This is a genomic window from Thermosulfurimonas sp. F29 (genome assembly GCF_019688735.1).
In the GTDB taxonomy this organism is placed as follows: domain Bacteria; phylum Desulfobacterota; class Thermodesulfobacteria; order Thermodesulfobacteriales; family Thermodesulfobacteriaceae; genus Thermosulfurimonas_A.
This window is the reverse complement of sequence record NZ_JAIFYA010000001.1, coordinates 555,251-570,987: the sequence shown is the minus strand read 5'-3', so window position 1 is coordinate 570,987 and position 15,737 is coordinate 555,251. Positions and strand designations below refer to the sequence as shown.

Sequence of the window (15,737 nt, the reverse complement as noted above, 5' to 3'; positions counted from 1 at the left end):
AAGTATGGAAAGGTTGAAGCTTCTTCTGTCCCCTGAAGTAATTGCCAAAAGGGTTCAGAAACTTGGACGGGAAATCAGTAGTTACTATAGAGATCAGGAGGTGGTTCTGATAGGAATACTCAAGGGGGCCTTCGTGTTCCTGGCGGACCTCGTGCGGGCCCTGGATCTATCCCGGGTGGAGGTGGACTTCGTGAGGCTTAAGAGCTACGGTTTCTCGGACACCTCCGCGGGAGAGGTCCAGATTACCAAAGATGTGGAACTCAGCCTGCGGGGAAAACATGTCCTGGTGGTGGAGGACATCGTGGACACCGGCTACACCCTGGCCTATCTCCTGGAACACCTGAGGCTTCACGAACCGGCCTCGGTGCGGGTGTGCTGTTTCGTGGACAAGAGCGAGCGCCGGAAGGTGGAAGTCCCCATTCACTTCAAGGCCTTCGAGATCCCCTCGGGATTCCTGGTGGGCTACGGCCTGGACTTCGCCGAACGCTATCGCCACCTTCCGGGACTCTATGAGGTGATCAGGGAATGAGCTTCCTCCCGAGGGCCTCCGCCTCCTCCCGCAGGGCCCGCCGGCGGGGATATCTCTTCACCAGGCCGTCCAGAAAATCCCGTATCTCCTCCGGCTCCAGACGCTCCAGAACCGGACGGATAACGGAAAGGTGATACCGGTACCGATCCCTGGAGCCCGGCTCTTCGAAAAAGTCCACCGAAATCTCGAGCACCTTCCTCAGGGCCCTTTCCCGGAGCCCCTCGGGAAACCTCAGGAGAAGATCTCTCAACCGCTCAAGGGTCGAGGAGGTGGAAAGGATCTGACAGCCCTCCTTCTCAAGCAGGGCGAGCGCCCTCTCCCACTCCTCCTCTTCCACGAGAAAACGGAAGAGCTCGTCCTTGCGGAGGCGCCCTTCCAACCCCGGCCTTATCTTTCGCCACCTTTCAGGGGAGGCAAGATCCTGTATTTCGCGCACCACCTCCAGGGAGGGTTCCCTCTTGAAGAGGGTCTCGAGCACCGAAAGGGCCTCCTCGTTGCGCCCGAGAAGCCGCAGAACCCGGGCCTTTCTCCACAGGACTTCGGCCTTAAGGCGAGAAGGAAAAGCCTTAGAGGAAAGGAGGTGCTCTAGGTAAGGCAGGATCGCCTCCAGGCGTTTTTCCCCTTCCAGCCGCTCCAGATGGAATTTCCAGACCTGGAGGAGGTTTTCCTCCTTCCACACGAACTCTTCGTATTCCTCGGGGAAGAAACGAGCCAGGAGGCGAGCCAGGATTTCTTGGCCGTAAGGATGAGGGTCGAGAAAGTCCCGCAGTTTTTTGGCCTGCGAACGGGTCTCGGCCATTTCCACCAGGGCCTCGGCCAGGTTGAGATCTATTCCCCACTGTCGATATCGATCCTTCCGGGCTTCTTCCAGGAGGAACTCGAAGACCTCCGTGCGCCCGGCTCGGTAGATCTGCACCATCAGATCGAGCACTTCAGCGAGCACCACTCCGGTACTTCCCCCGGAGTCATCCATCGCGTCCAGTGCCTTGATCCAGCCCTGGAGCACGGCTTTCGCCAGGGCTAAGGCCTCCTCCGTTTTTCCCTCCGCCACGAGCTTCCGGCCCGACTCCACGAGCTCGCTCACCCTCTGTCCGAACTCCAGGGTCTCCCAGTAGTGGACGAACCCTTGTCTCTTATAGCCCTGGAGAATGGCCCGGAAGATGAAGTTGTACTTTGCCTCCAGGCTGCGGGTGCCCGGATCGGCATAGGCGGAAAAACGGGCCAGAAGGGCGTCCCGGACCGCCTTTTCCCGCTCCGCCAGTTCACCCACGAATTCCCGGAGTTCCTCGGCGTTGAGTTTTGTGAGAATCTCCCTGGCCAGCTCCACTTTGGTTTTACGCCGGCGTCCGGGCCGGATCTTCCCGGGACCGAAGACCTTAAGCACCACCGCCGCCACATGCTTGCACACCTCCCCTTCGTAGGGGCAGGTGCAGCTCCAGTCGGTTATGTCCTCCCGGGAAAACCGGATGCGGACCTCGTAAGGTTCGGGGGTGGTGCCCTGAACGGAGGCGAGGAGCTCGCTCTCCCCTCTTTCGAGGTGGGCTATAGCTCCCCTTTCTAGCAGGGACCTCGCCCGTGCTAGAATTCGGTCTGGAAGGCTCTCCAGAAGAATTTGGGGTTTCATAAAAAAACTCCGGGCGCCCTGAGGACGCCCGGAGCCCTAGGGACAAATTCTCCCGAAACCCGAACTACCACCAGCTTATGGTCTTGTCGGCCTCCCAGATCATCTGGATGAGCCGATCGTAGTCGGCGTCGTCCTTGGCCTCGTAAAGCTTGAACTCCATGGCCTCGTTACCCTCGTTGAGGATGGACACCAACTTTTGAACTTCCTCGTTGGGTTCGTTCCTGTATACATGAAGAATTTTCATTGTTTCCCCTCCTGCCTTCGAGATTGAGGTTTTAAAACCTTAGCCTAGTCCGCACAGGCCGGAGGCGGACCGTGTTTCTGTTTGGGAAGCCCGTAGCCAATGATAACATCGGCTTCCTTCAACCGTTGAGCCAGCTCTTCCAGAGTTATAGGAGTGAGTCCAGCCTCCTCTACATTGTACTTTTTGGCCTCCTCATCCATGGTGTCCACCACCGCAAACACATCACCTTCCATGTCCCTAATCCACTCAATGTTTTCCTTTACATACTCGGTGAGACGGGGCATCTTGTTGTAGAAAACACAAGCATGAGAGTAGTGGTTTTCCACCGCCTGTCCCAGGGTGGAACGAATTCCATCGGTGATATACTGCCGATTGGCGATCAAAAAGTATATCTTGAGAGACATTTTCACCCCTCCTTGTGAATAATTTTTTAGAGCACCAAATACTTACCGCATTCTTCCAGGATCGCTCCGTGAAAGGCCTGGGTGCGCATCTGCTTGGGGGACATCCCACCGGGAACATCCGTTTCCACATCGAAGCCTTCGCAGGTGTAGCTGTCCGCGCAAATGGCGAGGTCGTCCTCGGGGATCATCTGAACCAGTTTCGGGAAGTCGGGCTGTTTCGTGAGATGGATGGCCTTAAAGGTGAAAAACACTTTTACCTTTTTACCGGCACGCTGAGCGGCCTCCACAATCTTAACCAGATGAGGCATGTACTGAGGCGTGGTTACAAATATACCCAGCTTATCAGGATCCTTACCCATTGCTCCCCTCCTTAAATGGAATTAACTTTTACTGCCCTTTCTTGATGTAAAAGCGCATAAAACCGGCGTCCTCTTTTACCCCGAGATACTCGTGTCCGGCCCGCTCGCACCAGCCCGGGATGTCGTTCTTGGAACCGGGGTCGGTGCCGAGAACCTCGAGGATCTGCCCGGGCTGAAGCTTCTGAATGGCCTTCTTGGTCTTAAGAAGTGGCATAGGACAGGAAAGCCCCTTACAATCGATGGTCATGTCCGGTTTGATTTCATCCAGATTGACTCCCATGTTCTACCTCCTTTCAAGTATTTTATTTTTTTAAGACGCTTTTCCAAACCTTTTCACTACATTTCAAGAACCAGCCTGTTGCTTTCCTCATTCCAGTCGATCACGATATACCATACCAGCACTATCAAAGCAATAAGAAGGATGGTCCCGGCATATCCAAGATAATCAGGCATAAAAACAGCCTTGCCAAGATAGCCATTCTCAATAACATCGTATTCAGCGAAGATATGCCGTACAATCGAGTTGCTAAGACCAAAAACGGTAGCCACAATCATAAGCTTGACCTGCCCCTCGCCCACTCGCCACAGGCTCCCGGAACCGCACCCTCCGGCCACGGTCATCCCGAAGCCGAAGATGAAACCTCCGATAAGGGCCCCCTGAATGAAGGTGGGGGTCACATAGGCGCTTTCCGGGCGCACGCCGTTGTACTTGAGAATGGCAATCCCTATGGCCGAAAGAATAATACTCACCGTGAGGGCCCTGCCCATTTCTGCATTACCCGTCATGAAAGGCTCCCGCAGGGCGTTCACCATGCAGAAACGACTCCGGTGCATCACATAACCGATACCCGCGGCCAGAATGAGACAGCCGCCCATCACTTCTCCCCGATCGAGCTCACTTCCGAAATAGGCCCGGGTCGCCACAAGAAGTCCCGCCAGAGCGATTACCCCCAGAAAGGGATCAATCTTCTGAAAACCTATTTCAAAACCCCCGGAACTCGGAAAGTGCTCGAGCTCCCAGTAGAGATACTTTATGGCCAGGATGACCCCGAAAATAAGACCGATGAGCATGATGAAACCGTTAGCGGCGAGATTGTTCACCGCCATGTAAAAGCCCCCCACATTACAGCCCATGGCGAGAGAAGCCCCTATGCCCATGAGGATCCCGGCCACCACAGCCTTAACGAATTCGATGGGCGGGGGAATTCGAATGGCAAACTCCCGCCCCAGAGCCGCGGAGATAAAAGCCCCCCAGATGAGACCTATGTCCAGAATGGAAGAGGTGGAAGACCACAAGGGATGTAAAGCCGGCGGTTCATCATAAAGCCCTATGTGATAAAAAAACCAGTCCGCCCAGTTCCGAAGCCCCCCCACAATTCCCCACGGACGATACCATGCCTCCAATACCACCACCAGAAAAGCCAGCAGTATCCCCCCCATCATGGGGGACCAGTGTTTGGCACAGAGATTTTCATAGGTCCGTTTAAGAGCACCCATAAAACCCCTCCCTGCTAATTTTTTCCCGCCGGAACGGGGAAACCTTTCTCCACCTCTTTAGCAAAAACCTTATTCCCTGTCAAATGGAATAAATTAAATAATTGAGCACATTTTTATAAATTTTTTTTCTAAATCTGATCCAAAAAGATTTTTTTGGGGTTTAATCGTCTCTAACATTCAATAATTAAGGGGGACCCCCAAAAGATCCCCCTTAATTAGTTTTTAATGATGTAACTTACTTAAATTTACTTTTTAAGGGTCGCGTAGGTCTCCTCGGGGTTCGGTACATTCTGGCCGTGACAGTCCATGCAGTTGTTCTGAGAGGTTATGCCGTTGTGCAGAAGGTTGTAAAGCATCCTGTTGCGCGGCTTGTACTTCTTGCCGTTCCGCAACCACTCGTTGAGGTAAAGCGCCGCCTGACGGGCTATATCCGCCGAAAGGCGGGCACACCTTTCCGCCCGCTCGTCGGTAAGGAAGGCCACGCCCTCGGCGGCCATCCAGCGCCCCACGGAGATGTGACACACCGGAGTCCCCGCCACGCTCATGTTCTGGATCTCGGCCTTGAGAATCTTGCGCGGTTCGTACTTAGGAAGAGGAGTATACGAATAGAAGAAGGCAATGTCGTTCACCATGGCCTCGGCGGTATCCGTATCCTTGGTGACCAGACCGATCACGATTCCCGCCCCTGTTAGAGTACCGCAAAGTGCCCCCCATCCGGCCAGACCTCCGTGCGCCCAGCGATAGGCGTCCACGGGGAAATCGTTCCAGGGCCCGCCTACCGTCTTCCGCAACTGACTCACCAGCCCCTCAAGCACCGTGGAACAACACCACTTCTTGAAGTAGTGCCGGTACGCCTCCCAGGCCACCTCATCCGGATCGAGTTCCGCATATTCGAACTCGGATCCGTAAGGATAGGCCCAGGCCTTTCCCTCAAAGAGCTTCCCCGCCGCCATTACCCCCATCATCAATCCCGATGTGGCCAGAAAGTCCCTCCTTGATAACCTCATAATCCCCTCCTTTTGTTGTTTTTATTTGCTCTGATCTCCCCTCTTGCCAGTCTTCCCCATGAAGGGGTGAACTTTATTTCTCGCAATCTCAAGATAATAACCTCTTTTTCAGGTATTCATAGTTTCTTATCTTGTTTAATGTAAGAGTATCCTATAAGTTTCTGGCATGTCAAGTAGTATTTAAAAATTTCCACTTTTTTATGAGATTCGGATTGATTTTGTATCGTCACTTAACTTTTAAATCCTCTCCATTATTGCTTTTTGACCTTAAACTATGAATTTTGTGTTTTCTTCTGAGTTCTGAAAAGGGGGAGGATACTCCCTCGAAGAGCCCTCCATTTCGGGCTCTGCCCTTGATTGTCTGGCCTAAAATTGATAACCTTATCCCAGAATTTTTTTGAAATTATTCAAGGTGCGGGTCTCCTTCTAATGAGCAATTTGATTTACTGGTCCTCACCTTTAATAGCGGGGGCTTATTTATTGGGATCCGTACCTTTTGCCCTTCTGGTCTGCCGTCCCTTCGGGGTGGATCCCCGCCGGGCTGGGTCGGGGAATCCCGGAGCCACCAATGTGGCCCGCCTTCTGGGTAAGCGATGGGGATTCCTCACCCTGGTTCTGGATCTGGGCAAAGCCGTCTTTCCGGTCTGGCTGGCCAAGAAGTGGCTAGCGGGCATGCCGGGGGCCTCCTGGGGGATAGCGGCTGCCGGGTTTGCCGCCTTCCTGGGGCACCTTTTTCCGGTTTACCTCCGTTTTCGGGGTGGAAAGGGCGTGGCCAGCGCCGCGGGAGTGCTGCTCGTGGTCTGTCCCAAGGCCTTAGCCCTCCTAATTCCTCTTTTCGTGATCGCCGTGGCCCTCTCGGGTTATGTATCTGTGGGCTCTCTTTCCGCCGCCGCGGCGGCTCCCTTCCTGGTGCGCCTTCTTTCCCCTGAACCGGCCTACTTCCTCATGACCGTCCTGATGAGCCTTCTCATCTGGATAAAGCACCGGGAAAACCTCCGGCGCCTCGTTCGGGGGGAGGAAAAGTCCTGGAGGAAGAACTGACCGTGGGAGTCCGGGAAGAGGCCAGAAAGAAGGGCTATCCCCTGAACGACCGCTATGTACTCCGGGTCTCCCCCGACGAAATGGAGGCCTGGCTCGAGGGAGGGATGCCTGAAGAAAAGGAATGGCCAAAGCTCCGTCAGAGCCTTTCCGAACTGGGCCTTTCCGGCCTTCTCGAACACCCGGAACCGACCCCGGATGGATGGGTGATCGTGGCCCGGGGGAAACCCCCTGTGCCCGGGCAGGACGGGCGTCTGGAATTCCTGGTGGACCTCTCCCACGGCCCGCGAAAGATCGACAAATATCGGGTCGATCTCCGGGAGATGAACCTGGTGGTATCCGTACAGGCCGGAACCCCGGTGCTGCGCCGCATCCCTCCCCAGCCCGGTCAGCCCGGATACAATGTCTGGGGCGAGGTCCTTACCCCTCCACCGGTAAAGGATGTGGAATTCAACTACGGAGAAGGTCTCCGGCCTGATGAAGGAAACCAGGTTCTTATCGCCGAGCGTGACGGGTGTCTGGTGGAAAAACAGGGCAAACTTGCCGTGGAACCCACCTATACCCTGGAAGGGGATGTGGACTGGGACTCCGGGAATGTGCGTTTTTACGGCGAAAAACTCACTGTAACCGGATCCGTGCGGCGGGGCTTCAAGGTCCTGGCCAAAGGAGAAGTGGAAATACAGGGCGGAGTCGAGGACGAAGCCGAGATAGAGATAGAAGGAAATCTTTCGGTGGGAGGTCTGGTGCACGGGGCCGGTACGGTGGTGCGGGTCTCCGGAAACGCCGTTCTGGGAAGCGTGGAGTACGCCAGGGTGGAGGTGGAAGGCGATCTCACCGTGCGGGACTATGTCCTGCAGGCCCGACTCAAGGTGGGAAAGCATCTGGAGGTGATGGAGGGGCGCGGTCTTGTGGCTGCCGGAGAAATCACGGTGGGGGAGGATGCGATCTTAAAGGTGGCCGGGAACGACTCTTATGTACCCACCCGAATAGGCGTAGGGAGTCCACCTCGAATCCTTGAGGAAATCGATGGGCTTCGTTCCGAATTGGTCCTTCTTGATGAGGTCACCGAGAAACTCCGTAAAGCAATAGCTCTGGGTCTGAAGTTAAAAAAGGAGGGAAAACTCACCCCCAAGAAGGCCAAAATCCTGGCCAAGCTTCAGAAGGTTTTCGGAGAAAAAATGCTTGCTCAGGCCGATCTTCAAGAAAAATTGAAGGAGAAAGAGAACATCCTTCAAGCGCAGCTGAAATACACCCTGCGGGTTCTGGAGAAGGTGTATCCCGGGGTAATTATAGCCATAGGCCGATACGAGTACCGGATAAAGGAGGAAATCCCGGGACCGGTGGAGTTTTATTGGGAGGAAAATAAGGTAAAATCGCGTCCCTTATAATTCCTTCAATTTACGCAAATCGGATATAAAACGTTCCGCAGTCGAAAGATCGTCAAATTCGAGGCGAAAGCGTGGTCCGCGGCGACCCATTTCCACCCGAACTCTGCCGCCGCAGATCTCGGAAAGCTCCCGAGCCAGGGCCTCGAGATCCGGATCCGGCGCGGGGCGCCTTCGGGAGGGAGAACCCTCCCGAAGGCGTTTGACCAGTCTTTCGGTCTCCCGCACCGAAAGGCCCCGGCGGAGGATCTCCTCCCGGGCCGTGAGCATGAGTTCCCGATCCTCGAGGGCGAGGAGGGCCCGGGCGTGTCCGGCGCTGAGGCGTCCCTCCCACAGATCCTCCCGGATCTCCTCCGGCAGCCTGAGGAGCCTCAGGGCGTTGGCCACGGTGGAACGATCCTTTCCCACCCGCCGGGCGATCTCTTCCTGGGTGAACCCGAACTCCTCCATTAGGCGCCGGTAACCCTCCGCCTCCTCCAGAGGATTGAGGTCCTCCCGCTGCAGGTTCTCGATGAGGGCCACGGAAAGGGCCTCCTCGTCGGAAAGGGCCTTGACCAGAACCGGAACCTCGGAAAGACCGGCCATTTTAGCCGCCCGCAGGCGTCTCTCCCCGGCCACCAGCTCGTAAGTCCCGGGGGCGATCTCCCGCACCAGAAGGGGCTGAAGGACCCCCTTCTCCCGGATGGAATCCGCCAGCCGGGCCAGCTCCTCCTCGGAAAACTTCCTGCGGGGCTGAAAGGGGGAGGGCACTATGGCGTCCGGAGATACCATCCGGAGTTCCCCCTCCGCCTCGGGCAGAAGCGCCGCAAGCCCCCTACCCAATCGCTTGACCTTTTTGCCGGGCACGCCTTGCCACCTCCTCGGCCAGTCTCCGGAAGGCCTCCGCCGCCCGTCCCCGGGGCTCGTAGGCCGTTATGGGCTTACCATGGCTGGGGGCCTCACTCAAGCGCACGGTGCGAGGGATGAGGGTCTCAAAGACCGTCCAGCGAAAGTGTCGCCGCACCTCCTCGGCCACCTCCCGGGAGAGCCGGTTTCGTCCGTCGTACATGGTGAGGACGATCCCGAAAAGAAAAAGCCCCGAATTAAGTCCCTCCCGCACCCGCCGCAGGGTCCTCACCAGAAGGGACAACCCCTCCAGGGCATAGTACTCGCACTGAAGGGGAATGACCACCCCCTCGGCCGCACAGAGGGCGTTCACCGTCAGAATACCCAAGGAAGGGGGACAATCCAGGATAACGAAGTCGTAGCGGGGGGAGAGATCCGCAAGGATGTTTCGTAAAAGAAACTCCCGGTCCGGAAGATCCAGCAACTCCACCTCACCCCCGGCAAGGTCCACCGAGGAGGGCAGAAGCGAGACTCCGTAAGGGGTAGAAATTATCAGGTCTCCGGGAGGACGCTTTCCGGCAAGGGCCGCGTAGAGGCTTCTTGAGGCCGAAACCCTTACGCCCAGACCGCTTGAGGCGTTGGCCTGGGGATCCAGGTCCACCAGGAGCACCGAAAGACCTTTTTCCGCAAGGGCCGCGGAGAGATTTATCGCCAGGGTGGTCTTACCCACTCCTCCCTTCTGATTGGTGAGCGCCAAGATCATGAGGCGAGGTGTTTGCGGAGAAGATTGGAGAGCTCCTCCAGGGTATAGGGCTTTTTCAATACATCATCAAAGGGAGCCGCCAGATCCCTGTCCCTGAAAACCTCCAGGGCATATCCCGTGGAAAGGACAAGACGGGGACGGGGGCCGGTTTCCTCCCTGAGACGCTCGGCCACCCAGATGGCCCCCTTGCCCCCGGGTACGGTTAGATCCAGGATAAGAAGGTCAAAGGGTTTCCCCTCCTCAAGAGCCCTGCGGTACTTGTGAAGGGCCTCCTCCCCGGAGGCCGCGGTCTCCACCTCCACACCCAGATGACTCAGGGCCTCGAAAAGGAGGGTCCTTATAGGTTCCTCGTCGTCCATCACCAGAACACGCCCGGAGAATTTCTCCTTTCCCTTGAAAGAAGGAAATTCCCGGGAAAGCCTGACCAGGGGCTCCGTCTTGCTCGCCGGGAGAACAATGCGAAACATGGCTCCTTCGCCGGGAGGGGAGAAGACCTCAATGCTTCCCCCGTACCTTTCCACGATGCTTTTTACCACGGCCAATCCCAGTCCGGAGCCGGCCCTCTTGGTGGTAAAACCCGGCTCAAAGATTTGGGGAAGTATCTCCGGGGGAATTCCCGGCCCGGTATCCCTTACGGTAAGAATTACTCGCTCTTCCACGGCTTCGGCCTGGATGAAAAGATCCCCTCCCTCGGGCATGGCCTCAAGGGCGTTCAACACGAGATTCTGGACCATCTGCGCGAAGTGTGAACTGTCGATTTTTATCGGGGGGAGCCCCGGAGGGATCTCAAAGTGCACCCGCACCGGGGATCCATGGGTAAGGAAGCGCACCAGATCCTTGAGGAAGTCCCGGATCACCACCTCCTTGGGAATGGGAATGTCCCCCTTGGAGAATATCAGTAGATCCCGGGCCAGATCCCGGGCCTCCCGGGCCACCTTTCGACTGCGCTCGATGATCTCCCGTGCCTTTCCGTTTTCCACCAGACGCTCGAGAAGATCCAGATTCCCCAGGATGGAGGTGAGAAGGTTGTTGAAGTCGTGGGCCACCCCGCCGGCGAGAAGCTCCAGAGCCCGGTGTTTTTCCAGCTTGAGGCGTTCCTCCTCCAGGCGTTTCCGTTCGCTTATGTCCTGAACCAGACCGAGGTAAAGGCGCCGCCCCCTCACCTCTATGATAGAGAAGAACACCTCGGCCGGAAAAACGGAGCCGTCCTTGCGGAGGGCCTCGAACTCCAGGCGTTTTCCGAAGAGACGGCTCTTTCCCGTGGCCCGCACCCGGGCAAAGGCCTCCCGGTAGCGCTGATGATACTTGGGCGGGGCCAGAACTAAATGAAGCTCCTTCCCCAGCACCTCGCGCTCCATCCAGCCGAAGATCCTCTCGGCCATGGGGTTGAAGTAGGTTATGCGTCCGACATCGTCCATGAGGATTACCGCCAGCGGGGCGTTTTCCGCCAGGGTCCGGAAACGGGCCTCGCTTTCGGCCAGGGCCGCCTCGGCCTCCTTGAGGGCGGTGATGTCCTGGACCGTGCTCCAGATCTCCCGGTGTTCGCCCTCGCCGAAGACCCTGGCCGAAACCAAAACGGTCCGAATCCGTCCCCGGTGATCCCGCAGCTGAAGTTCGTATCCGGAAATTTCTCCTTTTCTCTTCAGGGTTTTCATGAAATGATGACGATCCTCGGGCTGGAGGTAATATTCCCAGACGGTTTTTCCCTGAAGAGCTTTTTCCTCAATACCCATCAGCGCCCTCAGGGCCCGATTGACCATAAGGATGCGTCCCTCGAAATCCGTCACCGCGAGACCGGCGGGATTGTCCTCGAAGAGGCGAAAAAGCTTTTCTTCCAGGATCTTTCGTTCGTGGATGTCAAAGATCAGGCCGATCTTGAAGCGCTCTCCGGAGGGAGAGTCAAAGGGGGAATTGACCGCCAGATACCAGCGGTGATCCCGGGGATTGCGGGCCTCCCATTGAAGGGCCTTTCCCTCCTCAAAGACCTCATCCTGCCGGCACCAGTCGCAGGGAACTTTCCGCCCGTAGATCACCTCATAACAGAGTCTGCCCGTGGGATCCTTCCCCACCCATTCCTTGAACCGACGATTGGCCGCAAGAATGCGATAGTTTCGATCCGAAAGGTAGAAAAAACCGGGAAGGGTTTCCACAATCCTGGCAAAGAGATAATTACCAACAAATCCCTTTTCCTCCCTGGAAATATTCCGGGTGAGATGAAAACAGGCCACGCAACATCCCTTTTCGTTCTTTACCGGGGCCGCATATACCCAGAGCCAGGTCCCCAGGTGGGGCTCGTAAAATTCCTCCACGATGGGCCGCATTTCTGCCTCCATGCGCATCTGAACGCAGAAGGAGGGCCGGGTCTCCGTGCCGTGAACGAGTTTGTAGCAGTATCCCCCCAGGATCTCCGGAAGGGGCTTTCGCAGGATCTCGGCCATGGCGGAATTGGCGTAAAGAATCCTCCCCTCGGCATCCAGCACCATCACCCCGTCGGGAAGGAGATCCAGTACGCGGGGATCAAAACAATTTTTCATGTCGAAAACATTTTAGCCTTCCACTCCTTAGGAAACAAGCTCATGTTTCACGTGAAACGCGTACCACCCTCTCCGGGGTCACGATCAGGTCCACCGAGAGGTCGTGGGGCTCCCGGGGGATTTCGGAAAGGATCTGGAGCTCGTGCACGGTGGTGAGGATCGGCGTTTCGGGGGTTATCTTTCCGGCCTCAAGCAGGAGGGCGTGCTCCCGGTCGGCAAATCCTCCCCCTTTACCCAGTCTTTCCCCCCGGGGGCTCACCGCCACGCATCCGGTGACGAAAAGGTCGAGAGGGGGGACCTCCGCAAGGGAGAGTCTTTCCCCGTAGCGGAAGGCTCCCTTGAGGGTGGCCACCCGGAGAGGGTGCGGGCGGAGCCTTTCGGGATGTAGCAGGATGAAGGGTTTCTCGCCCCGGAGACCGGGGGCGGCCACGACCAGGATCTTTCCGGCCGAAAGGAGTTCCGCCCGCAGGGGATACTGGGGACTGTCCGGATTGACGAAGACCACCCGGGCCCTTTTCACCTCTTCCAGGGCAAGGGCCCTTTTGGCCGCGGCCTCGGCCCCCGCGAAGTTGGGAATCCTCCCGTAGGCCCCGGGGAAACGGGCCACCCCGGCCTCCGTGAGCCGCCGCCACACCTCCTCCCGCAGACGCTGCTTGATCTCCCGAAGGTCCCTCATCGTCCGTCGGGAAAGGGCACCCGGATCTGGAAGGCCTCTTCCACCGCCTGTCCCTGAAGAGCACCCCCTAGGGTGAGCTCCCCCCTCACGAGCCCCCTCACCTCGACAGGGGCCCGTCCCGTCCCCAGGAGCCCCCGCTCCTGCATGTCCCGGAAGTCCTCCCGGGGCATGGGAAAGCGCACCCGGCTCCGTCTCCCGGGAGAGGGCTCCGGAGACCTCAGGGGCTCGTAACAGTAATACTCCTCCTTCCCCCGGACGAGGTAGTGGGCCGAGGCGGCCTTGAGGCGAAGGTCGCGATAGTTGAGTCCGGATCCGGCCCTGAGAACCAGGTGTCCCCCGAAATTGAAGCAGACCTCCGTGAGCCGCACGGGAAGACGACCCTCGAACTCCAGCACCAGGGCGGGGTTTCCTCCCCTCTCCCAGTGTAGATCGTGGATCACGAAGGGATGAAGGGGTTCCACGCCCTTTACCGGAAGCTCGTAGAAAGGGCCGGGCCGGGTTCCCACGAAGGGGACGGACTCCTCGGTGGCCAGGCGCAGCAGGGCCCCGGAATCGGGCGCTTTCCGCATCGGAGCCCTCCACACCAGAAAGCCCCGTTCCAGTTCCTCGGTCCAGAAGAAGTCCCTCCCGCCCTCACCGTAGCGCAACTCCGCGGAGACGACTCTTCTCCCGTGGAGGAATTCTCCGTCGAGGAAGGCGAAGTAGGCGGTTTCGTTGTAGGGAAGGGACCACCTATAAAGTACCACGGCCGGGCCGGATAGGACCTCCGGGGAGGAGCGATAGGCGGTCCGTGCGTAAAGGGAAACGAGGCCTTTGCCCGCGGCAAGCAGAGGCACATAGAGGATGAGGCCCAGCATGGTCAGTCGCCAGGCTTCCCGTAGGGACATCTCCCTAAAGAAGAAACGCCGCACCACCCACAGAAGAGGCAGGTGGGCCCCCACGAAAAGGGGCGGGAAAAGGACCAGCACCAGGAGGCCGAAGACGAAACCGGCCAGCATGGGCACGCCGTAGTCCCTTCCTCCCATAAAAAACAGGGTGAGGACGAGGGTCAGGGCTCCGGCTACGGCTCCGGCCACCTGAGCCAGGATCACCTCCAGGAGGTGAAAGCGCACCCACAGGCCCATGCGCCCGGACCTCCGGTAGCGGCGCAGGTAATGGAGGTAAATCAGACCCGCCAGGAAGAGGTAAAGCCCCCGTCCCGGCCATATTCCCATCAGGATGGGCATAGCCCCGGCGGAAAGAGCGGCCAGCCCCAGCCCCTCGAAGAGCCCCGGTAATTTTTCTATGTAGGACACGGGGAAATTGTAGTATAATCCCCTCTCTAAAGGAAGGGTATGTTTTTTGGTCGGAGTCTGGTCGCAGCGCTGCTTTTAGTTTTTCTTTCTTCGTGCGGGGGGCCGAGACACACAGTGAAGATCGTGCATGTGCCTCTGGGGGGGAAGGGGCCGCCCCTTCCCGCTTCTCAGAAACCCTACACCGTCAACGGACGCACCTACTATCCCCTTCCCTCGGCGGCGGGTTATGTGGAGGAGGGGCTGGCCTCCTGGTACGGTCCGGGATTTCACGGACGCCGCACCGCAAGCGGTGAAATCTACAACATGTACGCTTTCACCGCGGCGCATCGCCTTCTTCCCCTCGGCACCTATGTGCTGGTGACCAATCTGGAAAACGGCCGGAGGGTGGTGGTGCGCATCAACGACCGGGGACCTTTCGTGCCGGGCCGGATCATCGACCTCTCCTACGCCGCGGCCCGGGCCCTGGGTATGGTGGAGAAGGGGGTGGCCCGGGTGCGGGTGGTGGCCCTGGCCGAGGGGCGCCCGGGCCCGAGGGGGATCGTGTTCACCCGCCTCCCCTCCCTGCGTCGGGGGGAATTTTACCTTCAGGTGGGGTCTTTTAAGAATTATGCCAATGCGGTGCGTTTGAGAGAGCGTCTTTCCCGGCGTTTTCGGTCCGTGCTTATCGAACCATTCGAGGCCCCGGAGGGCACCTTTTACCGGGTGAGGGTATTTCTGGCCTACGATCTCTCCGAGGCCCGGAGGAGGGCCGCGGCCCTGCGGCGGGAATTTCCCCGGGCCTTTCTGGTGGCCCGATGAAGGAACTCTACCGGCGTCTGGGGATTCTCGAGGAACGGCTGGGGTTCCGTTTCCGGGATCCGGGGCTCCTGGTGAGGGCCCTGACCCATCGCTCCTACGCCGCTGAAAAGCGGCTCGGTCCCTTTGCGGACAACGAGCGCCTGGAGTTTCTGGGAGACGCGGTGCTTTCGGCGGTGATCTCGCACCTCCTCTACGAACGCTTCCCCGATCGGGCCGAGGGGGATCTTTCGCGGATGCGGGCCTGGCTGATCCGGGAAGAGAGGCTGGCCCGGTTGGCCGAGCGGCTGGGGCTCCCGGATTTCGTCCTGGTCAGCCGGGGAGAGGAACGCTCCGGCGGACAGCACAAGGCCTCCATCCTGGCCGGAGCGCTCGAGGCGGTGATCGGGGCCGTGTATCTCGACGGGGGCTACGGAAGGGCTTTCGATTGTCTGAAGCAACTGTTCGGAAGGCTCGTGGCCCAGGCCGAAAGGGGACTTGAGACGGACTATCGCTCCCGGCTCCAGGAATTGACTCAGGCCCGCTTCCGGGAGACTCCGATATATCGAGTGGTGGCCGAAGAGGGGCCTCCGCACGCTCCCTGTTTCGAGGTGGAGGTAGTGGTGAACGGTCGGGTCCTGGCCAGAGGGCGAGGAAGGTCCAAAAAAGAGGCCGCTCAGGAAGCCGCTCGCAGGGCCCTCCAGCTACTGGACAAAAATGACGAGGCCGCACAATAGGTTTCTATTGCGGAGGGGGGAATAGATCTTTAAGAAGGAGTTTACT

At 58.2% G+C, this 15,737-nt stretch carries 17 protein-coding genes; 5 read left to right on the top strand and 12 right to left on the bottom strand.

The features are described 5' to 3' along the window. Nucleotides 1-4: 4 nt before the first annotated feature. A complete protein-coding gene (gene hpt / locus K3767_RS02940; protein WP_221172068.1) occupies nt 5-529 on the top strand; it encodes a hypoxanthine phosphoribosyltransferase in 525 nt (174 codons plus the stop codon). Here the strand turns inward: hpt and K3767_RS02935 are convergent. The 7 genes from K3767_RS02935 to K3767_RS02905 form a co-directional block, all read right to left on the bottom strand. Further along, complete coding sequence (locus K3767_RS02935; RefSeq protein WP_221172067.1) at nt 519-2,153, bottom strand: SWIM zinc finger domain-containing protein; 1,635 nt, start codon at nt 2,151-2,153, stop codon at nt 519-521. The genes hpt and K3767_RS02935 overlap by 11 nt on opposite strands. A 64-nt stretch (nt 2,154-2,217) precedes the next feature. Beyond that, nucleotides 2,218-2,397: a hypothetical protein gene (locus K3767_RS02930; protein WP_221172066.1), complete on the bottom strand. Its 180-nt coding sequence runs from the start codon at nt 2,395-2,397 to the stop codon at nt 2,218-2,220. Between the two features lie 44 nt (nt 2,398-2,441). Next, entirely contained in the window at nt 2,442-2,801 is a 360-nt protein-coding gene (locus K3767_RS02925) for a hypothetical protein (protein ID WP_221172065.1), read from the bottom strand. A 26-nt stretch (nt 2,802-2,827) separates the two neighbouring features. After that, complete coding sequence (locus tag K3767_RS02920; protein WP_221172064.1) at nt 2,828-3,160, bottom strand: hypothetical protein; 333 nt, start codon at nt 3,158-3,160, stop codon at nt 2,828-2,830. 28 nt (nt 3,161-3,188) lie between these two features. Then, nucleotides 3,189-3,440 (bottom strand): sulfurtransferase TusA family protein, encoded by a 252-nt coding sequence (locus K3767_RS02915; protein ID WP_221172063.1) that lies wholly within the window; start codon nt 3,438-3,440, stop codon nt 3,189-3,191. A 56-nt stretch (nt 3,441-3,496) separates the two neighbouring features. Next, the gene (locus K3767_RS02910) at nt 3,497-4,657 is read right to left on the bottom strand and encodes a YeeE/YedE thiosulfate transporter family protein (RefSeq protein ID WP_221172062.1); all 1,161 of its coding nucleotides are present in this window, start codon (nt 4,655-4,657) and stop codon (nt 3,497-3,499) included. 245 nt (nt 4,658-4,902) lie between these two features. Continuing rightward, on the bottom strand, nt 4,903-5,664 hold the full coding sequence (locus K3767_RS02905; RefSeq protein ID WP_221172061.1) for a C-GCAxxG-C-C family (seleno)protein: 762 nt from the start codon (nt 5,662-5,664) through the stop codon (nt 4,903-4,905). A gap of 429 nt (nt 5,665-6,093) precedes the next feature. Between K3767_RS02905 and plsY the strand changes: the two genes are divergently transcribed. Continuing rightward, nucleotides 6,094-6,705 (top strand): glycerol-3-phosphate 1-O-acyltransferase PlsY, encoded by a 612-nt coding sequence (gene plsY, locus K3767_RS02900; protein ID WP_221172060.1) that lies wholly within the window; start codon nt 6,094-6,096, stop codon nt 6,703-6,705. 2 nt (nt 6,706-6,707) lie between these two features. After that, nucleotides 6,708-8,090, top strand: coding sequence for a DUF342 domain-containing protein (locus K3767_RS02895; protein WP_221172059.1), 1,383 nt, complete (start codon nt 6,708-6,710; stop codon nt 8,088-8,090). On the opposite strand, the gene K3767_RS02890 is transcribed toward K3767_RS02895, so the two are convergent. Genes K3767_RS02890 through K3767_RS02870 form a run of 5 tightly spaced genes read right to left on the bottom strand, consistent with a single transcriptional unit; the run spans nt 8,085 to nt 14,180 of the window. Beyond that, nucleotides 8,085-8,933 carry a ParB/RepB/Spo0J family partition protein gene (locus K3767_RS02890; protein WP_255592175.1) on the bottom strand — a complete coding sequence of 283 codons (849 nt, stop codon included), beginning with the start codon at nt 8,931-8,933 and terminating at the stop codon, nt 8,085-8,087. The two genes, K3767_RS02895 and K3767_RS02890, sit on opposite strands and share 6 nt — an antisense overlap. Further along, a complete protein-coding gene (locus K3767_RS02885) occupies nt 8,902-9,675 on the bottom strand; it encodes a ParA family protein (protein ID WP_221172058.1) in 774 nt (257 codons plus the stop codon). Before K3767_RS02885 ends, K3767_RS02890 begins: the two co-directional genes overlap by 32 nt. Further along, nucleotides 9,672-12,209: a PAS domain S-box protein gene (locus tag K3767_RS02880; protein WP_221172057.1), complete on the bottom strand. Its 2,538-nt coding sequence runs from the start codon at nt 12,207-12,209 to the stop codon at nt 9,672-9,674. The genes K3767_RS02885 and K3767_RS02880 overlap by 4 nt, the downstream gene beginning before the upstream one ends. A 40-nt stretch (nt 12,210-12,249) precedes the next feature. Continuing rightward, nucleotides 12,250-12,885: a 5-formyltetrahydrofolate cyclo-ligase gene (locus K3767_RS02875; RefSeq protein WP_221172056.1), complete on the bottom strand. Its 636-nt coding sequence runs from the start codon at nt 12,883-12,885 to the stop codon at nt 12,250-12,252. Further along, nucleotides 12,882-14,180 carry a hypothetical protein gene (locus tag K3767_RS02870; protein WP_221172055.1) on the bottom strand — a complete coding sequence of 433 codons (1,299 nt, stop codon included), beginning with the start codon at nt 14,178-14,180 and terminating at the stop codon, nt 12,882-12,884. Before K3767_RS02870 ends, K3767_RS02875 begins: the two co-directional genes overlap by 4 nt. A 114-nt stretch (nt 14,181-14,294) precedes the next feature. Here K3767_RS02870 and K3767_RS12190 point away from each other — a divergent pair, with 114 nt between their 5' ends. Then, on the top strand, nt 14,295-14,978 hold the full coding sequence (locus K3767_RS12190; RefSeq protein ID WP_304941221.1) for a septal ring lytic transglycosylase RlpA family protein: 684 nt from the start codon (nt 14,295-14,297) through the stop codon (nt 14,976-14,978). After that, nucleotides 14,975-15,691 carry a ribonuclease III gene (rnc, locus tag K3767_RS02860; RefSeq protein ID WP_221172053.1) on the top strand — a complete coding sequence of 239 codons (717 nt, stop codon included), beginning with the start codon at nt 14,975-14,977 and terminating at the stop codon, nt 15,689-15,691. Before K3767_RS12190 ends, rnc begins: the two co-directional genes overlap by 4 nt. Nucleotides 15,692-15,737 lie beyond the last annotated feature (46 nt).

Excerpts from the sequence above, each read along its gene's own strand:
- K3767_RS02875 (WP_221172056.1), bottom strand. The coding sequence starts at position 12,885 with ATGAGGGACCTTCGGGAGATCAAGCAGCGTCTGCGGGAGGAGGTGTGG.
- rnc (WP_221172053.1), top strand. The coding sequence starts at position 14,975 with ATGAAGGAACTCTACCGGCGTCTGGGGATTCTCGAGGAACGGCTGGGG.
- K3767_RS02930 (WP_221172066.1), bottom strand. The coding sequence starts at position 2,397 with ATGAAAATTCTTCATGTATACAGGAACGAACCCAACGAGGAAGTTCAA.
- K3767_RS02910 (WP_221172062.1), bottom strand. The coding sequence starts at position 4,657 with ATGGGTGCTCTTAAACGGACCTATGAAAATCTCTGTGCCAAACACTGG.
- K3767_RS02920 (WP_221172064.1), bottom strand. The coding sequence starts at position 3,160 with ATGGGTAAGGATCCTGATAAGCTGGGTATATTTGTAACCACGCCTCAG.
- hpt (WP_221172068.1), top strand. The coding sequence starts at position 5 with ATGGAAAGGTTGAAGCTTCTTCTGTCCCCTGAAGTAATTGCCAAAAGG.
- plsY (WP_221172060.1), top strand. The coding sequence starts at position 6,094 with ATGAGCAATTTGATTTACTGGTCCTCACCTTTAATAGCGGGGGCTTAT.
- K3767_RS02915 (WP_221172063.1), bottom strand. The coding sequence starts at position 3,440 with ATGGGAGTCAATCTGGATGAAATCAAACCGGACATGACCATCGATTGT.
- K3767_RS02925 (WP_221172065.1), bottom strand. The coding sequence starts at position 2,801 with ATGTCTCTCAAGATATACTTTTTGATCGCCAATCGGCAGTATATCACC.
- K3767_RS02880 (WP_221172057.1), bottom strand. The coding sequence starts at position 12,209 with ATGAAAAATTGTTTTGATCCCCGCGTACTGGATCTCCTTCCCGACGGG.
- K3767_RS02885 (WP_221172058.1), bottom strand. The coding sequence starts at position 9,675 with ATGATCTTGGCGCTCACCAATCAGAAGGGAGGAGTGGGTAAGACCACC.
- K3767_RS02905 (WP_221172061.1), bottom strand. The coding sequence starts at position 5,664 with ATGAGGTTATCAAGGAGGGACTTTCTGGCCACATCGGGATTGATGATG.
- K3767_RS02935 (WP_221172067.1), bottom strand. The coding sequence starts at position 2,153 with ATGAAACCCCAAATTCTTCTGGAGAGCCTTCCAGACCGAATTCTAGCA.